General features: G+C 58.9%; 17 protein-coding genes and 3 tRNA genes. 17 read left to right on the plus strand and 3 right to left on the minus strand.

Features of this window, described 5'->3' with window-relative positions; genetic code table 11:
* From B5V00_RS01705 to B5V00_RS01785, 17 genes are all read left to right on the plus strand, one after another.
* Nucleotides 1–1,272: a GGDEF domain-containing protein gene (locus tag B5V00_RS01705; RefSeq protein WP_172399575.1), complete on the plus strand. Its 1,272-nt coding sequence runs from the start codon at nt 1–3 to the stop codon at nt 1,270–1,272.
* Between the two features lie 128 nt (nt 1,273–1,400).
* Nucleotides 1,401–2,753, plus strand: a complete 1,353-nt coding sequence (locus B5V00_RS01710; RefSeq protein ID WP_085008875.1) for a PQQ-dependent sugar dehydrogenase — start codon at nt 1,401–1,403, stop codon at nt 2,751–2,753.
* A complete protein-coding gene (locus B5V00_RS01715; protein WP_085008877.1) occupies nt 2,750–3,568 on the plus strand; it encodes a secretin N-terminal domain-containing protein in 819 nt (272 codons plus the stop codon). The genes B5V00_RS01710 and B5V00_RS01715 overlap by 4 nt, the downstream gene beginning before the upstream one ends.
* The gene (locus B5V00_RS01720; RefSeq protein WP_085008879.1) at nt 3,568–3,876 is read left to right on the plus strand and encodes an MTH1187 family thiamine-binding protein; all 309 of its coding nucleotides are present in this window, start codon (nt 3,568–3,570) and stop codon (nt 3,874–3,876) included. The genes B5V00_RS01715 and B5V00_RS01720 overlap by 1 nt, the downstream gene beginning before the upstream one ends.
* Before the next feature lie 78 nt (nt 3,877–3,954).
* Nucleotides 3,955–4,028, plus strand: a tRNA-Cys gene (locus B5V00_RS01725).
* A gap of 486 nt (nt 4,029–4,514) precedes the next feature.
* Nucleotides 4,515–5,336 (plus strand): sulfite exporter TauE/SafE family protein, encoded by an 822-nt coding sequence (locus B5V00_RS01730; RefSeq protein WP_085008881.1) that lies wholly within the window; start codon nt 4,515–4,517, stop codon nt 5,334–5,336.
* Nucleotides 5,337–5,351: 15 nt separating this feature from the next.
* The gene (gene amrB, locus B5V00_RS01735; protein WP_085008884.1) at nt 5,352–6,155 is read left to right on the plus strand and encodes an AmmeMemoRadiSam system protein B; all 804 of its coding nucleotides are present in this window, start codon (nt 5,352–5,354) and stop codon (nt 6,153–6,155) included.
* Nucleotides 6,156–6,267: 112 nt separating this feature from the next.
* The gene (gltX, locus tag B5V00_RS01740; protein WP_085008886.1) at nt 6,268–7,665 is read left to right on the plus strand and encodes a glutamate--tRNA ligase; all 1,398 of its coding nucleotides are present in this window, start codon (nt 6,268–6,270) and stop codon (nt 7,663–7,665) included.
* A 157-nt stretch (nt 7,666–7,822) separates the two neighbouring features.
* Nucleotides 7,823–10,342 (plus strand): sensor domain-containing protein, encoded by a 2,520-nt coding sequence (locus tag B5V00_RS01745; protein WP_085008888.1) that lies wholly within the window; start codon nt 7,823–7,825, stop codon nt 10,340–10,342.
* 70 nt (nt 10,343–10,412) lie between these two features.
* Nucleotides 10,413–10,487 (plus strand) — tRNA-Gln (locus tag B5V00_RS01750).
* Between the two features lie 723 nt (nt 10,488–11,210).
* Nucleotides 11,211–12,512: an aminotransferase class I/II-fold pyridoxal phosphate-dependent enzyme gene (locus tag B5V00_RS01755; protein ID WP_085008890.1), complete on the plus strand. Its 1,302-nt coding sequence runs from the start codon at nt 11,211–11,213 to the stop codon at nt 12,510–12,512.
* 46 nt (nt 12,513–12,558) lie between these two features.
* Nucleotides 12,559–13,863, plus strand: a complete 1,305-nt coding sequence (locus tag B5V00_RS01760) for a tRNA nucleotidyltransferase/poly(A) polymerase family protein (RefSeq protein ID WP_085008892.1) — start codon at nt 12,559–12,561, stop codon at nt 13,861–13,863.
* A gap of 16 nt (nt 13,864–13,879) precedes the next feature.
* Nucleotides 13,880–13,954: transfer RNA gene (locus B5V00_RS01765), tRNA-Gly, on the plus strand.
* A gap of 91 nt (nt 13,955–14,045) precedes the next feature.
* Nucleotides 14,046–14,234: a DNA gyrase inhibitor YacG gene (locus B5V00_RS01770; protein ID WP_085008894.1), complete on the plus strand. Its 189-nt coding sequence runs from the start codon at nt 14,046–14,048 to the stop codon at nt 14,232–14,234.
* Nucleotides 14,235–14,243: 9 nt separating this feature from the next.
* On the plus strand, nt 14,244–14,615 hold the full coding sequence (queD, locus tag B5V00_RS01775; RefSeq protein WP_085008896.1) for a 6-carboxytetrahydropterin synthase QueD: 372 nt from the start codon (nt 14,244–14,246) through the stop codon (nt 14,613–14,615).
* Nucleotides 14,587–15,348: a 7-carboxy-7-deazaguanine synthase QueE gene (locus B5V00_RS01780; RefSeq protein WP_139800614.1), complete on the plus strand. Its 762-nt coding sequence runs from the start codon at nt 14,587–14,589 to the stop codon at nt 15,346–15,348. Before queD ends, B5V00_RS01780 begins: the two co-directional genes overlap by 29 nt.
* A gap of 2 nt (nt 15,349–15,350) precedes the next feature.
* Complete coding sequence (locus tag B5V00_RS01785) at nt 15,351–16,082, plus strand: creatininase family protein (protein ID WP_085008900.1); 732 nt, start codon at nt 15,351–15,353, stop codon at nt 16,080–16,082.
* Nucleotides 16,083–16,114: 32 nt separating this feature from the next.
* On the opposite strand, the gene B5V00_RS01790 is transcribed toward B5V00_RS01785, so the two are convergent.
* From B5V00_RS01790 to rsmD, 3 genes are read right to left on the minus strand one after another with little or no spacing between them, the layout of a single operon-like run.
* On the minus strand, nt 16,115–16,312 hold the full coding sequence (locus B5V00_RS01790; protein ID WP_085008902.1) for a DUF1858 domain-containing protein: 198 nt from the start codon (nt 16,310–16,312) through the stop codon (nt 16,115–16,117).
* Nucleotides 16,313–16,333: 21 nt separating this feature from the next.
* Complete coding sequence (gene coaD, locus B5V00_RS01795; RefSeq protein WP_085008904.1) at nt 16,334–16,819, minus strand: pantetheine-phosphate adenylyltransferase; 486 nt, start codon at nt 16,817–16,819, stop codon at nt 16,334–16,336.
* A complete protein-coding gene (gene rsmD, locus B5V00_RS01800) occupies nt 16,816–17,382 on the minus strand; it encodes a 16S rRNA (guanine(966)-N(2))-methyltransferase RsmD (protein ID WP_172399576.1) in 567 nt (188 codons plus the stop codon). The genes coaD and rsmD overlap by 4 nt, the downstream gene beginning before the upstream one ends.
* Nucleotides 17,383–17,502: the final 120 nt, after the last annotated feature.

The raw sequence follows: 17,502 nt of genomic DNA on the forward strand, positions 1-17,502 counted from the left end.
ATGAAAACCAGTTCGTCCGTAACTACCACGCCACGTCAGCCATCCAGGCTGCTGCAGCTGATGGTCATCGTTGCCATGATTTCCATCTCGGTCATTCTGATCCTGGTCGGCAGTGGAATCTACCAGGTTTTCGAACGGCAACTGGTTCAAATCGCTGAAAAAGATGCTATCCAGGCCGGAAATGACCTGCTTCACCGGGAAGCGGCGAGCTTGTTGCGGACCGGACCTCAGGGCCAGATCGACCTGGCGGTCGACATGGACCGATTGGCGCAATTCGACCAGCGCCTGCGTCAGACCCTCAAGCCCTTCAACATCGTCAAGGTTACGATCTTCTCCCCCGAATGGGTTGTCCTCTACAGCAGTGACCGGAGCCTGATCGGAACCAATGAATTCGGCAATGATCGGCTCAACCGGGCCCTCAAGGGGACACCCGACTCGCAACTGGTCCAGCATGAAAAAATCTCCCGCCCCGGAGAACCGCGGCCATCGGTCGTCGATGTGGTGGAAAGTTATATTCCGATCCGGGTCGGAAACGGTCAGGTGATCGGCTGTTTCGAGATTTATCGCGATGTGACCCGGTATCGGCAGGATCTGTTGACCGGAGTCATTGCCTCGGTGCTGCTGCTGTTGCTGGTGCTCCTCGGAGTCTTCGGGCTTTCCTATCTTTTTCTCCGCCAGGCGGCAAGACGTCTGCAGGCGGCACAGGATGAAATCCGTCGGGCAACGATCCTCGATGAGTTGACCGGGGTGGCGAACCGCCGGGAAATTCTGCAACGCGCCGGCATCGAAATTTCCCGTATGCAGCGTCTTGAGGAACAGGCCCTTGAAAACTGCCTGGCACTGCTGGTCATCGATGTTGATCACCTGCACCTGATCAACCAGGAATATGGACGCGCGGCGGGAGACGATGTTCTGCGTGGGTTGTCGCAGCGGCTTGCCGGTGAGTTGCGCGGCTACGATGCCCTCGGTCGTTATGGCGGCGAGGAATTTCTGGTTGTGTTGCCGGCCAGTACGCGAAGCGGTGCCCAGGCCGCCGCCGAAAGGTTTTGCCAAAAGGTACGCAGCGCACCCTTTGTTGTCGACAACCTGGAAATCGAGGTCACCGTCAGCATCGGCCTGGCCATTGTCAAAGTGCATGAACCTTCCTTTGAACCGGCCCTGAAAAGGGCCATGGAGGCTCTCGCCCGGGCCAAGCAGCAGGGCTGCAACTGCGTAGTCGGGTCTGAGGCAATTGACCCCCCGGATCATCCGGCGCGAATCATGTCCGCCTGAAAATTTCGCCGCGACATGTGGTAAGCTTGTCCCGGGCCTGAATCTGTGAGTCCCTTGTCGGCGGACAGCACAAGTCATTGACCTGCACTCACGGATTCAGGCCAGAACCCGGGGGCGGGACATCAACTATGCCGCGAAGTTTTCATTTCATCCTCTTTACCCTGATCCTGGCTGTCGGGGTCTTTGCCGGTGTCGGTCTGGAGCGGTTTCCTTTCCTTTCCCCATTCTGGTGGCTGGGGCCGATTTTACTTCTCTCCATCGGTCTTTCCGGGTTGCTGAAGCACTTTTCCAGCTATTATCTGTTCCTGGCTCTGCCGCTGGCTGCTTTTCTGGCCTTCGCCGCCGGCAACCGGGTCTGGCCGCCCTCGTCAGGTTCGATTCCTCCTCGAACGGAAACTGCTGACGGGCTGGTTCCTGTTCCGTTGGGAGCTGACGACACCCTTCCGCGACATGAACTTTACGCTCCGCCCGGAACCAGGATTACGGTTTTTGCCGCGGGCCTGCAAAAACCACGATTCTTGAAATTCAATCGTCAGGGCGTACTCTTTGTCAGCCTCCCCGGGGAGGGACGCGTTCTTGCCCTGCCTGACAAAGACGGGGATGGTCGGGCGGATCGTTCCGTGGTCTTTGCCGACGGTCTGAACCGGCCGCATGGGCTTGATTTCTACCTGGGCGCCCTGTTCGTCGCCGAAACCGGGAAGGTTGTCAGCCTGCGGGATCTCGATGGTGACCTGCGTGCCGATCAGAAAAATATTGTCTCCAGTGATTTGCCCGCCGGCGGCGGGCACTGGACCCGGTCCCTGCTGGCGGACGGCCACGGGAGCCTGTATGTCTCCGTCGGTTCAGACTGCAATGCCTGTCTTGAAGAAGATCCGCGCCGGGCGACGGTCCTGAAAATCCCGGCGACCGGCGGCCGGGGGCGTATCTTCGCCTTTGGCTTGCGCAACAGTGTCGGCCTGGCTCTTGATCCCGTCAGTGGAGAAATCTGGGCCAGTGACAACGGCCGCGACCTGCTCGGCGACGACCTGCCGCCCGATGAAATCAACCTGCTGCGTGACGGCGGTGACTACGGTTGGCCCTATTGCTATGGCCGCCGGGTTCCGGACCCCGAACTCGGTAGTGAGCTTCGCTGTCGTCAGACTCAGCCGAGCGAGGTCGATCTGCCGGCTCATTCAGCTCCCCTGGGAATAACCTTCGGAGATGGTCTCAGGGCGGCCCCCTGGATCCGCCGGTCCCTGCTGGTGGCCTACCATGGATCGTGGAACCGAACTGTCCCGACCGGTTATAAAGTGGTTGCAATCCCTTTTCAGCAGGGACGGCCCGCTGGTCCGCCCCGCAACCTGCTCCGCGGGTGGCTGGTCAACGAACGCGCCTGGGGTCGGCCGGTTGCCCCGCTGGTCGGTCCTGACGGCGCGCTTTATCTCAGTGATGACCTGGCCGGTGTCATCTATCGCATTGTCCTGCCTCGGAGTCAGTCATGATCTGCAAGAATTTTTTCCTGACCATCACTCTGTTGTTTCTGTTCCTGTTGTCAGGTGGACCGGGCCTGGCAGACCAGGGCCGTGTTTTTCAGCTGCAGCACCGTTCTGCCGGGGAACTGCTGCCGTTGCTGCAGCCGCTTGTCGATGAACAGACCCGCATCAGCGGCGCCGGCCAGCAACTGGTGGTGCGCGGCAGCAAGGACGAGATTCAACTGATTGCGGAACTTGTCAATGGCCTTGATACCGCTGTCCCTCAGTTCCTGATCCAGGTCCGTCAGCGACGCAGCGATAACCAGACACCGAGCAGGGGCCGTACCCTGGGGACGGCCGGCGACGGCGATTCGACAACACTGTCCACCAAGCCGGGGCGCACCATCGGCAACAGCCGCCGTTCGGTCATCCAGAGCCTGCGGATCGAGGATGGACAAAAAGGGTTTCTGCAGGTCGGCCGGGATGAGCCGTTCAGTACCAGTCAGAGTTTTTTCGCCGGCGAAATATTCGGTTTTGGTGAAAATATTGAGTACCGCAAGGTGAGTACCGGGTTCTGGGTCGAACCCTCATTACGCGGAAAGATGGTCCGCTTGCGACTGACCCCGCAAATGGAGGCTCTCGACTCCGCCGCCAAACGCAAGACCGTTGAATTTCAGCAGGCGGCCAGCGTCATCCAGGTTCCTCTCGGAGTCTGGACCAATCTTGCAACATCCATGTCCGACGGCAGTGACGCGGGCCGTGCCATGTTGACCTATAAGGCCGGTCATCGTGATCAGGTCCGGGATATCTGGATCAAGGTTGACCGTCTCAAGGAGGTTCCCTGATGGCTATTGTCGAAGTCAGTATCGCTCCTCTCGGTACGGCCAATCCTTCTGTCTCCGCTTATGTCGCCGAATGTCTGCGCATCCTGCGGGACAGCGGGCTCAAGCACCAGCTCAACCCGATGGGAACAGTGATCGAGGGCGATCTCGACGAGATTCTCGCGGTCATTGCGAAGATGCACGAAGCCCCCTTCGCCAAAGGGGTCTCCAGGGTCTCGACGTTGATCAAAATTGACGATCGACGTGACTCCGAAAGCCATTCCATGCGGGGCAAAGTGGCTGTTGTCACAAAGCTTCTGGACGATTCCTGAGACGTCTCCTTTCCTGTTGACAGGGGGGAGGGGATTTGTTATCAATAGCGCACTTTTCACGGCCGGAGAGGTCGTGACGGCCCCGTCGCCAAGTGGTAAGGCAGAGGTCTGCAAAACCTCCATCACCAGTTCGAATCTGGTCGGGGCCTCCACTAAAGATAAAGCCAGCCCCATCCGGGCTGGCTTTTTTGTTGATGGCGCCGGATTTTTCATCAACTCTGCGTTGCAGACCCGCTTCGCTTGTGCGACGTAGCTGCCGCTACGCCTCCGCGTTCATTGGGCTGCGCCTTGATTTGATAAAAAATCCGACGCCTCGAGACGGTGGTGCGGATATGGGTCTGATCACCGTTGTTGAACCTTTGCTGGCCGGCTTTTTCATCAACTCTGCGTTGCAGACCCGCTTCGCTTGTGCGACGTAGCTGCCGCTACGCCTCCGCGTTCATTGGGCTGCGCCTTGATTTGATAAAAAATCCGACGCCTCGAGACGGTGGTGCGGATATGGGTCTGATCACCGTTGTTGAACCTTTGCTGGCCGGCTTTTTCATCAACTCTGCGTTGCAGACCCGCTTCGCTTGTGCGACGTAGCTGCCGCCGGGGAATTGGCCGATTGTTCATGTAACCCGGTGTGAGGACTCCGCATGGAATTGATTACTCCCGGATTCATCGTCCTCTTCATCCTGCTCGGCGCCGCCGCCGGCCTGCTCGCCGGTCTGCTCGGCATCGGCGGCGGGATCATCCTGGTGCCCCTGTTTCTGCATATTTTTCCGCTGATCGGCTTTCCGCCCGAATATTATGTTCATCTCGCCCTCGGCACCAGCCTCGGGATCATCCTGCCGACGGCGATCAGCAGCACCTTCGGTCACCGTAAACGCGGCAACGTCGATTGGCGGCAGGTCGGGTTTCTCACCATCGGCGGCGTTGTCGGCGCTGTTGCCGGATCACATCTGGCCGCGGGGTTGAACGGTCGCAACCTGCAACTGCTGTTTGCCGGCATGCAGATATTGGTGGCCGGCCGCATGCTGGTGGCACGCAATTATCTGCCCCCTGAACGCAGCACTCGGGTTCCTCCCTGGATGCTGGTCCTGGTCGGCCTCTGCGGTGGTTCTTTTTCGGCTTTTTTCGGTGTCGGCGGCGGCGTGGTGGCGGTGCCGATGATGGTCATCCTGGTCCAACTGCCGATCCATCTCGCGGTCGGCAATTCCAGTGCCCTGATCGTGGTGTCGTCCCTGGCGGGCATGCTGTCCTACATCGCCACCGGCAGCGGCGAGCCCGGACTTCCACCCTGGTCCTTCGGCTACGTGAACCTCCTGGTTGTGCTGCTGGTCGCCCCGCTTGCGATGCTTTTTGCGCGGCTTGGGGTCCGTATTGCCGGTCGCCTGCCGCATGATAAAATGGTCAAAGCCTTTGCCGCCCTGCTGATCCTGGTCGGCCTGAAAATGGGTTACCAGGTTCTGTTCTGACAAACGGGAGAATTCATGTTGCGTCAGGCTGCTGTTGCCGGACAATTCTATCCCCGCGACCGGGATGACCTTTACCGGCAGGTTACGTCCTTCGTGTCCTCCGAGGCTGCTCCGCAAGGTGTTGTCGGCGCTATGGTCCCTCATGCCGGCTACATCTATTCCGGTGCCGTCGCCGGGGAGGTCTTTTCCCGCATCGAGATCCCCCCTCAGGTTGTCATCCTCGGCCCCAACCATCACGGATTCGGCCATGCCGGTGCCGTCTATGCCGCCGGCGGCTGGCAGACCCCCCTGGGGACAACCCCGGTTGCCGCGTCTCTGGCCGCTGACATTCTGGCTCACTGTCCACTGTTGAGCGCGGACAGTCTCGCCCATCGGCATGAACATTCTCTCGAAGTCCAGCTGCCCTTTCTGCAGGTCCTCCGCCGTGACGTGGAAATCGTGCCGATCTGCCTTGGACAGCTGGGGCTGGACGACCTGCTTGCCATCGCCGACGGTCTCGCCGCTGCCTGTGCCCGGCAGAGGAAGCCGCCGCTGCTGCTGGCCAGCAGCGACATGAGTCATTACGAGCCCGGCGCCGTTGCCCGGCGCAAAGACCAGCTGGCCATCGACCGGATTCTCGCCCTTGACCCTGAAGGACTCTACCGGACGGTGCGCCGCGAACGGATCTCCATGTGCGGGGTTTTGCCGACGGTGGTTCTGCTGGCGGCGGGGACACAACTCGGTGCCGGACGCGCTGAACTGGTCCGTTACGCCAACTCCGGTGACGTGACCGGTGACCAGTCCGATGTTGTCGGCTATGCCGGAATCACCATTCTCTGAACGGTCTTGCCAATCAATTCCGACTGCAGTATAAACAGCGGGCGGCACCCGGGGCGGCACGTTCATGCATGCCCTCCGACAATCGCTCAGCCTTCTTTTCCGGAGAAAACCGATGTCCGATCTACGTGTTCGATTCGCTCCCAGCCCGACCGGCTACCTGCATATCGGCGGGGCCCGTACTGCGCTGTTCAATTACCTGCTCGCCCGCAAGCAAGGCGGCACTTTCGTGCTGCGGATCGAGGATACCGACGTGGAACGTTCCACCCGGGAATCGGTCGATGCCATCCTGCAGGCGATGGATTGGCTGGGGCTTGATTACGACGAAGGTCCGCTTTACCAGTCCGACCGTTTCGACCTTTACCAGCAGAAGATCGATCAGTTGCTCGCCGAGGGCAAGGCCTATCGCTGTTACTGCAGTGCCGAAGAGTTGACCTCCAAACGGGAGGCGGCGATCAGCGAAGGCCGTAAGCCGAAATACGACGGTACCTGCCGGGATCGTGGCGAACAACCGACCGATCGACCGCACGTGGTTCGTTTCAAGGCCCCGCAGGAGGGCGAAACCGCCTTTGTCGACCGCATCAAGGGCCGCATCGCTTTCAATAATGAAGAACTTGACGACCTGATTATCCGTCGCACCGACGGCACACCGACCTACAACCTGGTGGTTGTCATTGATGATGCCGAGATGGGGATCAACCTGGTGGTGCGCGGCGATGACCATGTCAACAATACCCCACGCCAGATCCAACTCTACCGGGCTCTCGGCTACCCGGTGCCGGAATTTGCCCACGTGCCGATGATTCTCGGTTCCGACAAGACCCGGTTGTCCAAACGGCATGGCGCCACTTCAGTGATGGCCTACCGGGACCAGGGTTTTCTTCCGGAAGCCATGGTCAACTACCTGGTTCGTCTCGGCTGGTCGCATGGCGACCAGGAAATTTTCAGTCGTGAAGAACTGGTCGAGACGTTCAGCCTCGATCATGTCGGTCGTGCCGCCGGGGTTTTCAATCCGGAAAAACTGCTCTGGCTCAACGCCCATTACATCAAGCACGGCGATCCGGCCCGGCTGGCGCCGCTGATGGTGGAACAGCTGGAAAAACTCGGGTTGTCGACCGGTGGCGGACCTGACCCGATCGCGGTGGTCACAGCCCTGCGGGAACGGGCGCGAACCTTGGTTGAGATGGCTGAAAACGCGGCCTTTTTCTACCGCGACCAGGTTCTCTACGACCCTGCCGACCAGGCTAAATTCATCACTCCGGCACAGCGTGAACTGTTCATGCTGCTGCAGGACCGGTTTGCCGCCTGCGACAATTTCACTGCCGCCGCTTTGAAAACCGAATTCAGCACTGTCCTCGAACAACTCGGCCTCGGTTTCGGCAAGGGAGCCCAGCCGCTGCGGGTCGCCATGACCGGCAGTCGCGGCGGTCCGGACCTGTTCCTGCTGATTGAACTGCTCGGCCGTGAACAGGTTCTGGCACGGCTTGGACAGGCGCTTGACCTGTTGGTCTGATTCCGTTTTTGTCAACCATGCACCACGCCCGGGACGATCTCGTTCCGGGCGTGGCTGTATCTGTCAATCTCCCGCCTAAACCTTCTTCTCCGTTGCGTCGACATGAGTATGACTGGGGAGCGCACAACGCTTTCATCCCTGACGCAAGGAAAGGTTTATGCCGCACACCCTGATTCCCACCGCCACATCAAAGACGTCCGAAACCCGTGAAGCCCACGGAGCGCCGGGCAGTCGCTGGAATTCGGTTCGGGCAGTTCTTGACGCGATCCCCGATCCCGCCTGGATCACCACCCGAAATGGGCGATTGCGCCTTGCCAACCGCGCGGCCGCCGAGTGTTACGGCTATCAGGAAGAGGAATGGCGCAATCTCAACATCGCTTCATTGATCGGCTGTGAGCAGGAGGATTTTTCCGCAGTTGCCAGGATCCTGGCCGAAGAGGGATATTATTATTTCGAGGCTGAACACCGCTGCAGGGATGGGCGAACTTTCCCCGGGGAAGCCCGCCTGACCCTGGCCATCGTTCAGAGAGCGACCGTCTGTATTGTCATTGCCCACGACAATACCCTGTTGCACGATGCCGAATCCGCTTTTCGCAAAAGCAGGGAACGCTTCAAGAAGGTTTTTGAATATGCCGCCACGGGCATGAACATCCTGCTGCCGGAAGGTTATTTCCTGCAGAGCAACCAGGCTTTCTGCGACTTTGTCGGTTACAGCAGCGAGGAGTTGCGCGGCATGACGGTCGCTGACCTGACGCATCCGGATGATCTTGACAAAACCGCGCGTATTATGAACGAGATCCGTGACGGTAAGCACCGGCATATCAATATTGAGAAACGTTTCCTCAACAAACAGGGTGACGTTGTCTGGGGAGCTGTTTCCGCCACCTGGATTTACAATGCCCAGGGACGTCCCGATTACGGTATCGCCCTTGTTCAGGACATTACCGACTACAAAAAAAATCGTGAAGCCCTGGAACATGAAAGATGGTTCCTGCAGACGGTCGTTGACGGGGTGGTTGATCCCCTGATCGTGGTCGACCTTGACTACCGGATCCTGATGATGAACCGCGCGGCCGGCAAAGCGGGGCAGGGGACCCCGCGGGACGGGGAACTTTGCTACCGGTATTTTCACCGCCAGGAGGCTCCCTGTTGTGACGATTATCATCCCTGTCCGCTTGCGGAGGTAAAGCGAACCGGCAACCCGGTGACTGTTGTTCACTATCAGGCCGCCGGTGATGGCAGCCAGCGAATATTCGAGGTGCAGGCCTCCCCCTATCGCAACCGGGATGGAGAACTGTGCGGCATTATTGAGTCGTCACGTGATATCACCTATCTCTTCGAAGCCGAAGAGCAGTTGCGGGAAAAAGAGACGCGACTCAATTATCTTGTTCAGCATGACACTCTGACCAGCCTGCCGAATCGTGATCATTTTTATACCCGCCTGCGCAAGACCATGCAGACCGCCGGCAAGACCGGCAACCGGGCCGCGGTGCTGCTGCTTGACCTTGACCGGTTCAAGAATATCAACGAATCCCTGGGGCATGATCTCGGTGATCGGGTGCTGTGCAGGGTTGCGGACAGGCTGCGCCGGTGCCTGCGGGACTCCGACCTGGTGGCGCGGTCGGGGGGAGATGAATTCGTCATCATCCTTGAAGAGATCCAGGATGTGGCCCATATCGATATCGTCGCGCGCAAAATCCACAAGGCCCTTTCGCCGCTCCTGGAAATCGATTCCTACCAGCTTTGCGTGACCGGCAGCCTCGGCATCAGTGTTTATCCCGAAGACGGCGCCGATGCCGAAGACCTGATGCGGGCAGCGGATACCGCCCTGTTCCGTGCCAAGGAGAACGGACGAAATACCTATCAGTTCTATACCCCGGACATGAATGCACGGTCCTGCGAACTGCTGCTGCTTGAAAGCAGTCTGCGGCGCGGCATTGAACAACAGGAACTGGTGTTGCACTACCAGCCGCAGATCGATCTTTTCACCGGCCATGTTCGCGGCATGGAAGCCCTGGTGCGGTGGAATCACCCGCAGCGGGGGATGATCCCGCCGGGAGATTTCATCCCCCTGGCAGAAGAAACCGGGCTGATCGTGCCGATGGGGGAATGGGTGCTGCGAGAGGCATGCCGCCAGAACAGGCGCTGGCAGACTCTCGGTTTCAGTCCGGTCCGCATCACAGTCAATATCTCTGCCCGTCAGTTCCTCAAGGGCGACCTGGTGCAGATGGTTGCCGACGTTCTGGAAGAGACTGCCCTGGACCCCGGTTTCCTGGAACTGGAAATCACTGAAAGTATGGTCATGGATGATGTTGAAACGGCGATTTTCATCATGGCCCAGCTGGCGGCCCTCGGCGTCCATCTCGCCATCGATGACTTCGGTACCGGCTATTCATCCCTGGCCCATCTGAAACGCTTCCCGCTCACGACCCTGAAGATCGACCGGGCCTTCGTCAAGGATCTGACCGTCAACGGTGAGGATGAGGCCATTGTCCGGGCCATTGTCGCCCTGGCGCACAGTCTGGATCTGCAGGTGATCGCCGAAGGGATCGAAACCGAGGAACAGTATCTTTTTCTCAAGGAACGAGGCTGTGAGCAGGGTCAGGGATTCCTTTTCAGCAAACCGCTTCCAGCCGATAAAATTCGAACTTTTCTGCGCCCCTTGATGGTCTACTGAATGGTGGCGGAAAAATCCAAAAAAGCTCTTGACCGTGTCGGTGATGTCTGATAAAAATCGACTCCGCTTTTGGGGTGTCGCCAAGTGGTAAGGCAGCGGACTCTGACTCCGCCATTCGGGGGTTCAAATCCTCCCACCCCAGCCATTCATTACAGCTTCGGCTGTTCATATAGAAACCGGCTTCCCTGAGGGGGAGCTAAAGGTGGAGTCATCGACTCCACCTTTTTTTGTTAAGGGCGCCGGCTTTTTCATCAACTCTGCGTTGCAGTCTCGCTTCGCTTGTGCGACGTAGCTGCCGCTACGCCTCCGCGCTCATCGAGCCTGCGCCTTGATTTGATGAAAAATCCAGCGCCTTGAAACTGTGGTGTGGGATATTGGCTTGGAACCTGTCGCACAAGGGGCTCACTGATTCAGGATCATTCTGCGTTGCAGGCTCGCTTCGCTTGTGTGTGCGACCTAGCGAACGCTACGCCTCCACACTCATCGAGACAGCGCCTTGATTTGATAAAAAATCCGGCGCCTTGAGATTGTGGTGTGGGCTGGTACATCACCTCGGCGCTTTGCAAAGAATTTTATAACCACTTGTGGTTTTGTCGGCTACACTGTCAGAAACACTGCTCGACAGAGGAGGAACGAAATCATGATGTTTGCCAATATCCTGTTCATCCTGCTGGTCGGCCTGCTGATCACCGGGCTGGTCTTCCTTGCGAAACGCAAGTAAAGCCGTTTCTCCCTGCCGGGTTTTCCGGCAAAAGAGATCCTTTTACACGTCAGGGAACCGTTCGTCCGTGAAGATTGACAACCCCGTAAGGGGCTGTTTTAATAGCCGCCGATCATTCAAACCCCATTTTTTCAACTGGAGGAGTCAATGAATCCGCTGGCGCAGGAACTCAACGAGCTGATTGCCAAGGACAACCCCCGGGTCCTGGAGATGCTCTCCGACCTCGGCCGTAATCTCTTTTTCCCCAGGGGCATCCTGACCCAGTCGGCGGAAGCCAAGGAAAAAGCCCATAAATTCAACGCCACCATCGGTATCGCCACCGAAGACGGTGGTCCCATGTACCTGCAATGCATCCAGGACAAGCTGGGAGCTTTCGATCCGAAGGATATCTATCCCTACGCGCCACCTGCGGGTAAACCTGAATTGCGGAAGCTCTGGCGCGAGAAGATGCTGCGGGAAAATCCCTCGCTCCAGGGGCGGCAGTTCAGCAACCCTGTCGTCACCAACGCCCTGACCCATGGGCTGGCGATCGTTGCCGACATGTTTGTCGACGCCGGTGACCATCTGGTCATGCCCGACATGATGTGGGGGAACTACAACCTGACCTTCAGCGTCCGTCGCGGTGGTGTGATCAGAAAATACAATACCTTCACCGAGGCCGGCGGCTTCGATGTCGCGGCTTTCAAATCCGAGTTGCGGAAAACTGCCGACGAAAAGGGCAAGGCGCTGGTGTTGCTCAACTTCCCCAACAATCCGAGCGGCTACACTCCGACCGAAGCCGAAGGACAGGCGATTGTCGAAGCGATCGTCGAGGTGGCCGAGTCGGGCTGCAATATCATCGCCGTGACCGATGATGCCTATTTCGGGCTTTTCTACGAGGACTCCCTGACCGAATCGCTTTTCGGCCGTCTCGCCAACCTGCATCCGCGGGTGCTGGCGGTCAAACTCGATGGCGCCACCAAGGAAGAGTATGTCTGGGGTTTCCGTACCGGGTTTATCACCTTTGCCGCCGGCACAAGTGGGCAGGACAACCTGCTGACGGCGCTTGAGAAGAAGACCATGGGCATCATCCGGGCGACGATTTCCAACTGTCCCCATCCGAGTCAGACCTTCGTGATCGAGGCCCTCAGGTCGGCTGACTTCCTTGCCCAGAAAGCGGCCAAGTACCAGACCATGAAGGGACGGGCTCTCAAGGTCAAGGAAGTGCTCGACCGAGGTGAGTATGCCGACGCGTTCAGCTATTACCCCTTCAACTCCGGTTATTTCATGTGTCTCAGGCTGAAGACGGTCGATGCCGAGAAGTTGCGGTTGCATCTGCTTGACAAGTACGGAGTCGGAGCCATCTCGATCGGTTCGACGGACCTGCGGGTCGCTTTCTCCTGTATCGCCGAGGAGGATATCCCCGAACTGTTCAGCCTGATCTACCAGGCGGTCAAGGACATCGAGTGACAACAAAAAGGGGCCCGCTGACGCGGGCCCCTTTTTGTTAACAATCATGAACAAGCTTCAGCATGACATGCTTTCCCTCCCGGGATTTCGGTCCCTGCTGGAATACACCGGCAAGATCCCGGTTTTTCTGGTCGGCGGCGCTCTGCGTGACTGGCGGTTCGGGCAGCCGGTCAAGGATGTCGACCTGGCAACCGACGGTGATCCGACCGACCTGGCGCGGGAATTCGCCAGGCACACCGGGGGAAGCTGGTTCTGGCTTGACCGGCAACGTTGCCAGAGTCGGGTGGTCTTGAAAAACGACCGCGAAGCCTTCAGTTACGATTTTTCTCCATTGCGGGCCGCCACCATCGAGGCGGATCTCGCTGATCGCGACTTTACTCTCAACGCCATGGCGGTGAAGCTGGGTGACAGAGACTGGGCCCTGATTGATCCCTGCGGTGCCGGGGAAGATATCCGCGACCGGCGTCTGCAGGTATGCAGTCCCGATTCCCTGCGTCATGATCCTCTGCGCGTTCTGCGCGGCGTTCGCTTTGCCCTGCAGTTCAACCTCGTCCCGGCAACCGGGACCGAAGCTGCCATGGTTCGCGACGCCGGCCTGTTGTCCGGGATCCCCGGCGAGAGGATTCATGCCGAACTGGCCGTTATCCTGAACGTCGCGGGCAGCAGTCGCATCCTGCCGCTCTGGGTCCGTCTCGACCTGTCGTCGGTGTTGTTCGGGTTCTCCTGTACTGCCGATTCCGGCCGTCAGCTTGCGCGGCAGTTTGACCTGCTGGAGCGAACGCTCAGCCAGGGACCGGCCTGGCTACATGAGCTCGCCGCGGGAACCGTTGCCAACAACTTCAGTCGTCTGGCGCTGTTGAAACTGCATCTTATGCTCTCCGGAACTCCGGGAGCGGGCAGGGCACGCGGCGCGCAGGCTGCTGACCGCCTGCGTCTCGGCAGGCGCAACACGACCGCCCTGAACGGTCTGTTGCGAATCGGTGACTGCCTGCCTTGTCCACGCCGCCACCGTGCTCAGCGACTCTGGCTGGAAGACCTGCCGGGAAACCCCCGGGTCAGCCTGCTCGGACTGCTGCTTGACGGCGTTTCGAAGCCGACCCGTCACCTTCATTTCGACCGCCTTGACCCGCGAGTACTGAAAGACATGGACAAGGAGCCGCCCGAACCGCTGATCCCCGTTGCCAGGATGATGGACCGCCTCGGTTTCAGCCCCGGCCCGGAACTCGGTCGGGCTCTGGCGGAATTGCGCCGGATGGAGATCCTTGAACAGATAAAGACCCCTCGTGAAGCCGAAGCGCACCTGCTCAGGGGAAAGCAAAAAGCCATTGACAAAGGCGAGTCTGCTCCCTAGAATGACCTCCTCTTTCGCGGGAATAACTCAGTGGTAGAGTGTCAGCTTCCCAAGCTGAAGGTCGCGGGTTCGAATCCCGTTTCCCGCTCCAGATGATCTCGCCCTGGCCCATATTCGGGCCGGGGCGTTTTTGTTCCGCCGCTGGCGGTGGCGAAGTCTTTGTGGCAGAATAGAACGGAACCATGACTGACAAGACCCGACGATTAACCATCAAATGTCCCCGCTGCGGGGTGTTGACTGATTATTACGGCAACGAACATCGCCCCTTCTGCTCGGAAAGGTGCCGGCTGATTGATCTCGGCTGCTGGGCCGAGGAAGAGTACCGCATCGCCGGCCGACCCGTGCCGCAGGAATCGGATTCACCAACCTGAGGAGCCTCCATGTACCGATTGACCATACAGACCCAGTTTGCCGCTGCCCACAACCTGGTCAACTACCAGGGGGACTGCGAAAACCTTCATGGCCACAACTGGAAGGTTGAAGTCCGGGTGGCGGCGCGTGAACTGGACAAGTCCGGGCTCGGCATCGACTTCAAGGTTCTCAAGCGCCAGACCAACGCGGTGCTTGACGGCCTGGATCATAAGTATCTGAATAAACTTGAACCTTTTCTTGATCTCAGTCCTTCGTCGGAAAATATTGCCCGTTATCTGTTCGAACAGCTCGGTGAAGTGTTGAATACTGACAATGTCACCGTCGAGCAGGTCAATGTCTGGGAGTCGGACAATGCCTGTGCCAGCTACAGCCTCGACTGAACTGCCCCTGGTTGAGTGTTTCTCCTCCCTGCAGGGGGAAGGGCTGCACATCGGCCGCCGCCAGGTTTTTCTCCGCCTGGGCGGCTGCAACCTCAACTGTGGCTACTGCGATACCGACTTCAGAATCTGCGATACCTGCCGCTTCGAGACGACTCCCGGTTCGGGACGTTTCAAGGCGGTTCCCAACCCGGTCTCCGTCGAGACTCTCTGCGCCTTGCTCGACCAGTGGCTGGCCCTTGCGCCGAACCTCCACCATGCCTTGTCGTTGACCGGCGGCGAACCGCTGTTGCATGCCGATGCCCTGAACGACTGGCTGCCGGTCCTTGCTGAACGGCTACCGATCCACCTGGAAACCAATGGTACCCTTTATCAGTGTTTGCCGGCCCTGATGCCGCATTTGACATTTCTTTCCATCGATCTGAAGCTGGAGGCCACCACCGGCAGCCCGACCCCCTGGAACGAGCATCGGCATTTTCTCCAGGCGGCCCGGAGTCGTCCCGCCCAGGTCAAGATCGTCGTTGACACCGGCCAGGATGAAGAGGAACTGGTGCAGGGCGCGACCCTGGTTGAAGAACTACTGCCCGCAGCCCCGCTTTTTCTGCAGCCGGTGACCCGCGACGGCGGTCCCGACGTCAGCGGTGAGCAGCTGCTCGCCTGGCAGCAGCTGCTTTCCCGCCACCACCCCGATACCCGGGTTGTGCCGCAGATCCATCCGCTGCTCCGGATCGACTAGTCATGTTGATCGCTGACCTCACCATGCCCGAATTTGAAGCGGGCCTGCAACAGACCCGGACCATCATCCTGCCCTTCGGCGCCACCGAGGAGCATGGCCGGCACCTGCCGCTGTCAACCGACACCCTGATGGCTGAAACCCTGGCCGCCCTGGCCGCCGAACGGAGAAAGGTTTTTGTCGCTCCTGTCATTCCCTACGGTGTCTGCCGTTCGAGCAGCGGGCATCCGGGAACCATCAGCATCCGTGGTCTGACCCTGCGCGCCCTGGCATGTGACCTGTTGCGGGACTGTTACCGCCAGGGGCTGCGGCGCTTCATCCTGCTGAGCGGACATGCCGGTGGTACTCACAATGCGTTTCTGCTGGATGCCGGGGAAGAGATGCTGGACAGCCTCCCGGAAGCGGAAATCGCCGTTGTCACGGAACTCGACCTGGTGCGGGCTGATGCCGCGAACCTGGTTGAAACGCGCGGCGACTCGCACGCCGGCGAGATCGAAACCTCGCGTTTGCTGCACAGTCATCCGCAGCTGGTCAAGGGGACGAGTGAACGGGAATTTCCCGATTTTCCGAAAGGATTGCTGGTTCGCGACAAACGGTCCTGCTGGCCCGGCGGCGTCTGGGGTGATCCGGGCAAGGCTTGCGCGGAGAAGGGCAGGGCGATCGAAGCGGCGGTCCTGGAAGGGTTGCTCAACCTGATCGATCGGTTGGAAGAAACCGATCAACACCTCAAACGATGATGAAATCCTGCTGACGGGCGGACGAAGGAGGGTCAGTTGCCGCTGATAACCTGGTTCAGTTCGGACAGCAGTTCGTCGACATCCACATGATGAACATTGGCGCCACCTTCAACCGCTTCGAACTGGGCGATCTGACATTCATTGCAGTCGAGGCCGAACTTCTTGAAAACACTGATCGTCTGCGGGTGTTTGCGGATAATCTCGCCGATCGTCATCTCTTTGCTGATCATCTTTGCAACCTCCCTGAACTGTTAACGGGAAAATTTTTCACGTAACGCGGCCAGAACCGGTTCCGGTACCAGGGTATCTACATTGCCGCCGAGGGAGGCAACCTCCTTGACAATGGATGAACTGAGATAACCGTAGCTTACCGACGTCATCATGAACAGGGTTTCGACTTCTTCGTGAACAGCGTGGTTCATCTGGGCAATCTGGAATTCGTATTCGAAGTCCGAAACCGCCCGCAATCCGCGAAGTATGACCCGGGCGCCCTGCGAAACCACGTAGTCGACCAGCAGTCCCTCAAAGGTGTCGACTTTCAGGCGCGGGTTTTCGGCAACAACCTGCTCAATCATGGCCAGACGCTCCGCGGTGGTGAAGAGCGACTTTTTCTCGGAGTTCCGGGCGACCGCGATGATAACCTGGTCAAAGACCTCCAGCCCGCGCTGGATGATATCCAGGTGACCATTGGTGATCGGGTCGAAGGACCCCGGGTAAACCGCTATATGTTTTTTCATGTCACATCCAGAGGCTGAAAGAGTTCAATTCGAGTGCGCCCGAAAAGTCGTTCTTCAATCCGCTCAAGCCCTTCCGGGGGGATACAGGGTTGATCCTGCCGATCGGACTCGGCGACCACTATAGCATTTTTCTCCAGCAGCCGTCCCGCAATCAACGCAGCCAGGGTGGGTTCGACCAGATTGCGGGAGTAGGGGGGATCGAGAAAAACAATCGTGAAGGGATTGCCGCCCCGCATCTCGTCCAGTGCGGCAGCAACCGGACGACGGAGAATCCGGGCCCGGTCTGCCAGCTGGCAATGTTCCAGGTTGGCACGAATCAACCGTTCCGCCTTACGGTCCTGGTCAACCAGGGTCGCGTGGACGGCGCCGCGACTGAGGGCTTCCAGCGACATGGCGCCGCTTCCGGCAAAGAGGTCAAGGACCCGAGCCCCGTCACAGCCGCCGAGCCTGCTGAACAACATGCTGAAAACAGCTTCCCGCACCCGGTCGGGAGTCGGCCTGATGCCCTGTCCGCTGAAACTGCCGAGTTTGCGCCCGCGAGCGCTTCCGCTGATAATTCTCACTGTGACTCCATTTTGCAAATACCTGAAAAAGCTAGCATACTGACTCTGCGAGCGTCAAGATAATGCATCGTAACGTGAAATCAGGTTGCAGGACGGGTTACGGCCTACATACAATAGAAG

Origin of the sequence: Geothermobacter hydrogeniphilus, from assembly GCF_002093115.1 — a bacterium.
Taxonomy (GTDB): Bacteria; Desulfobacterota; Desulfuromonadia; order Desulfuromonadales; family Geothermobacteraceae; genus Geothermobacter_A; species Geothermobacter_A hydrogeniphilus.

Excerpts from the sequence above, each read along its gene's own strand:
- B5V00_RS01715 (WP_085008877.1), top strand. The coding sequence starts at position 2,750 with ATGATCTGCAAGAATTTTTTCCTGACCATCACTCTGTTGTTTCTGTTC.
- B5V00_RS01790 (WP_085008902.1), bottom strand. The coding sequence starts at position 16,312 with ATGATCAGCAAAGAGATGACGATCGGCGAGATTATCCGCAAACACCCG.
- B5V00_RS01755 (WP_085008890.1), top strand. The coding sequence starts at position 11,211 with ATGAATCCGCTGGCGCAGGAACTCAACGAGCTGATTGCCAAGGACAAC.
- B5V00_RS01760 (WP_085008892.1), top strand. The coding sequence starts at position 12,559 with ATGAACAAGCTTCAGCATGACATGCTTTCCCTCCCGGGATTTCGGTCC.
- B5V00_RS01710 (WP_085008875.1), top strand. The coding sequence starts at position 1,401 with ATGCCGCGAAGTTTTCATTTCATCCTCTTTACCCTGATCCTGGCTGTC.
- B5V00_RS01780 (WP_139800614.1), top strand. The coding sequence starts at position 14,587 with ATGCCTGTGCCAGCTACAGCCTCGACTGAACTGCCCCTGGTTGAGTGT.
- B5V00_RS01785 (WP_085008900.1), top strand. The coding sequence starts at position 15,351 with ATGTTGATCGCTGACCTCACCATGCCCGAATTTGAAGCGGGCCTGCAA.
- amrB (WP_085008884.1), top strand. The coding sequence starts at position 5,352 with ATGTTGCGTCAGGCTGCTGTTGCCGGACAATTCTATCCCCGCGACCGG.
- coaD (WP_085008904.1), bottom strand. The coding sequence starts at position 16,819 with ATGAAAAAACATATAGCGGTTTACCCGGGGTCCTTCGACCCGATCACC.
- B5V00_RS01745 (WP_085008888.1), top strand. The coding sequence starts at position 7,823 with ATGCCGCACACCCTGATTCCCACCGCCACATCAAAGACGTCCGAAACC.
- B5V00_RS01705 (WP_172399575.1), top strand. The coding sequence starts at position 1 with ATGAAAACCAGTTCGTCCGTAACTACCACGCCACGTCAGCCATCCAGG.
- B5V00_RS01770 (WP_085008894.1), top strand. The coding sequence starts at position 14,046 with ATGACTGACAAGACCCGACGATTAACCATCAAATGTCCCCGCTGCGGG.
- B5V00_RS01730 (WP_085008881.1), top strand. The coding sequence starts at position 4,515 with ATGGAATTGATTACTCCCGGATTCATCGTCCTCTTCATCCTGCTCGGC.
- queD (WP_085008896.1), top strand. The coding sequence starts at position 14,244 with ATGTACCGATTGACCATACAGACCCAGTTTGCCGCTGCCCACAACCTG.
- B5V00_RS01720 (WP_085008879.1), top strand. The coding sequence starts at position 3,568 with ATGGCTATTGTCGAAGTCAGTATCGCTCCTCTCGGTACGGCCAATCCT.
- gltX (WP_085008886.1), top strand. The coding sequence starts at position 6,268 with ATGTCCGATCTACGTGTTCGATTCGCTCCCAGCCCGACCGGCTACCTG.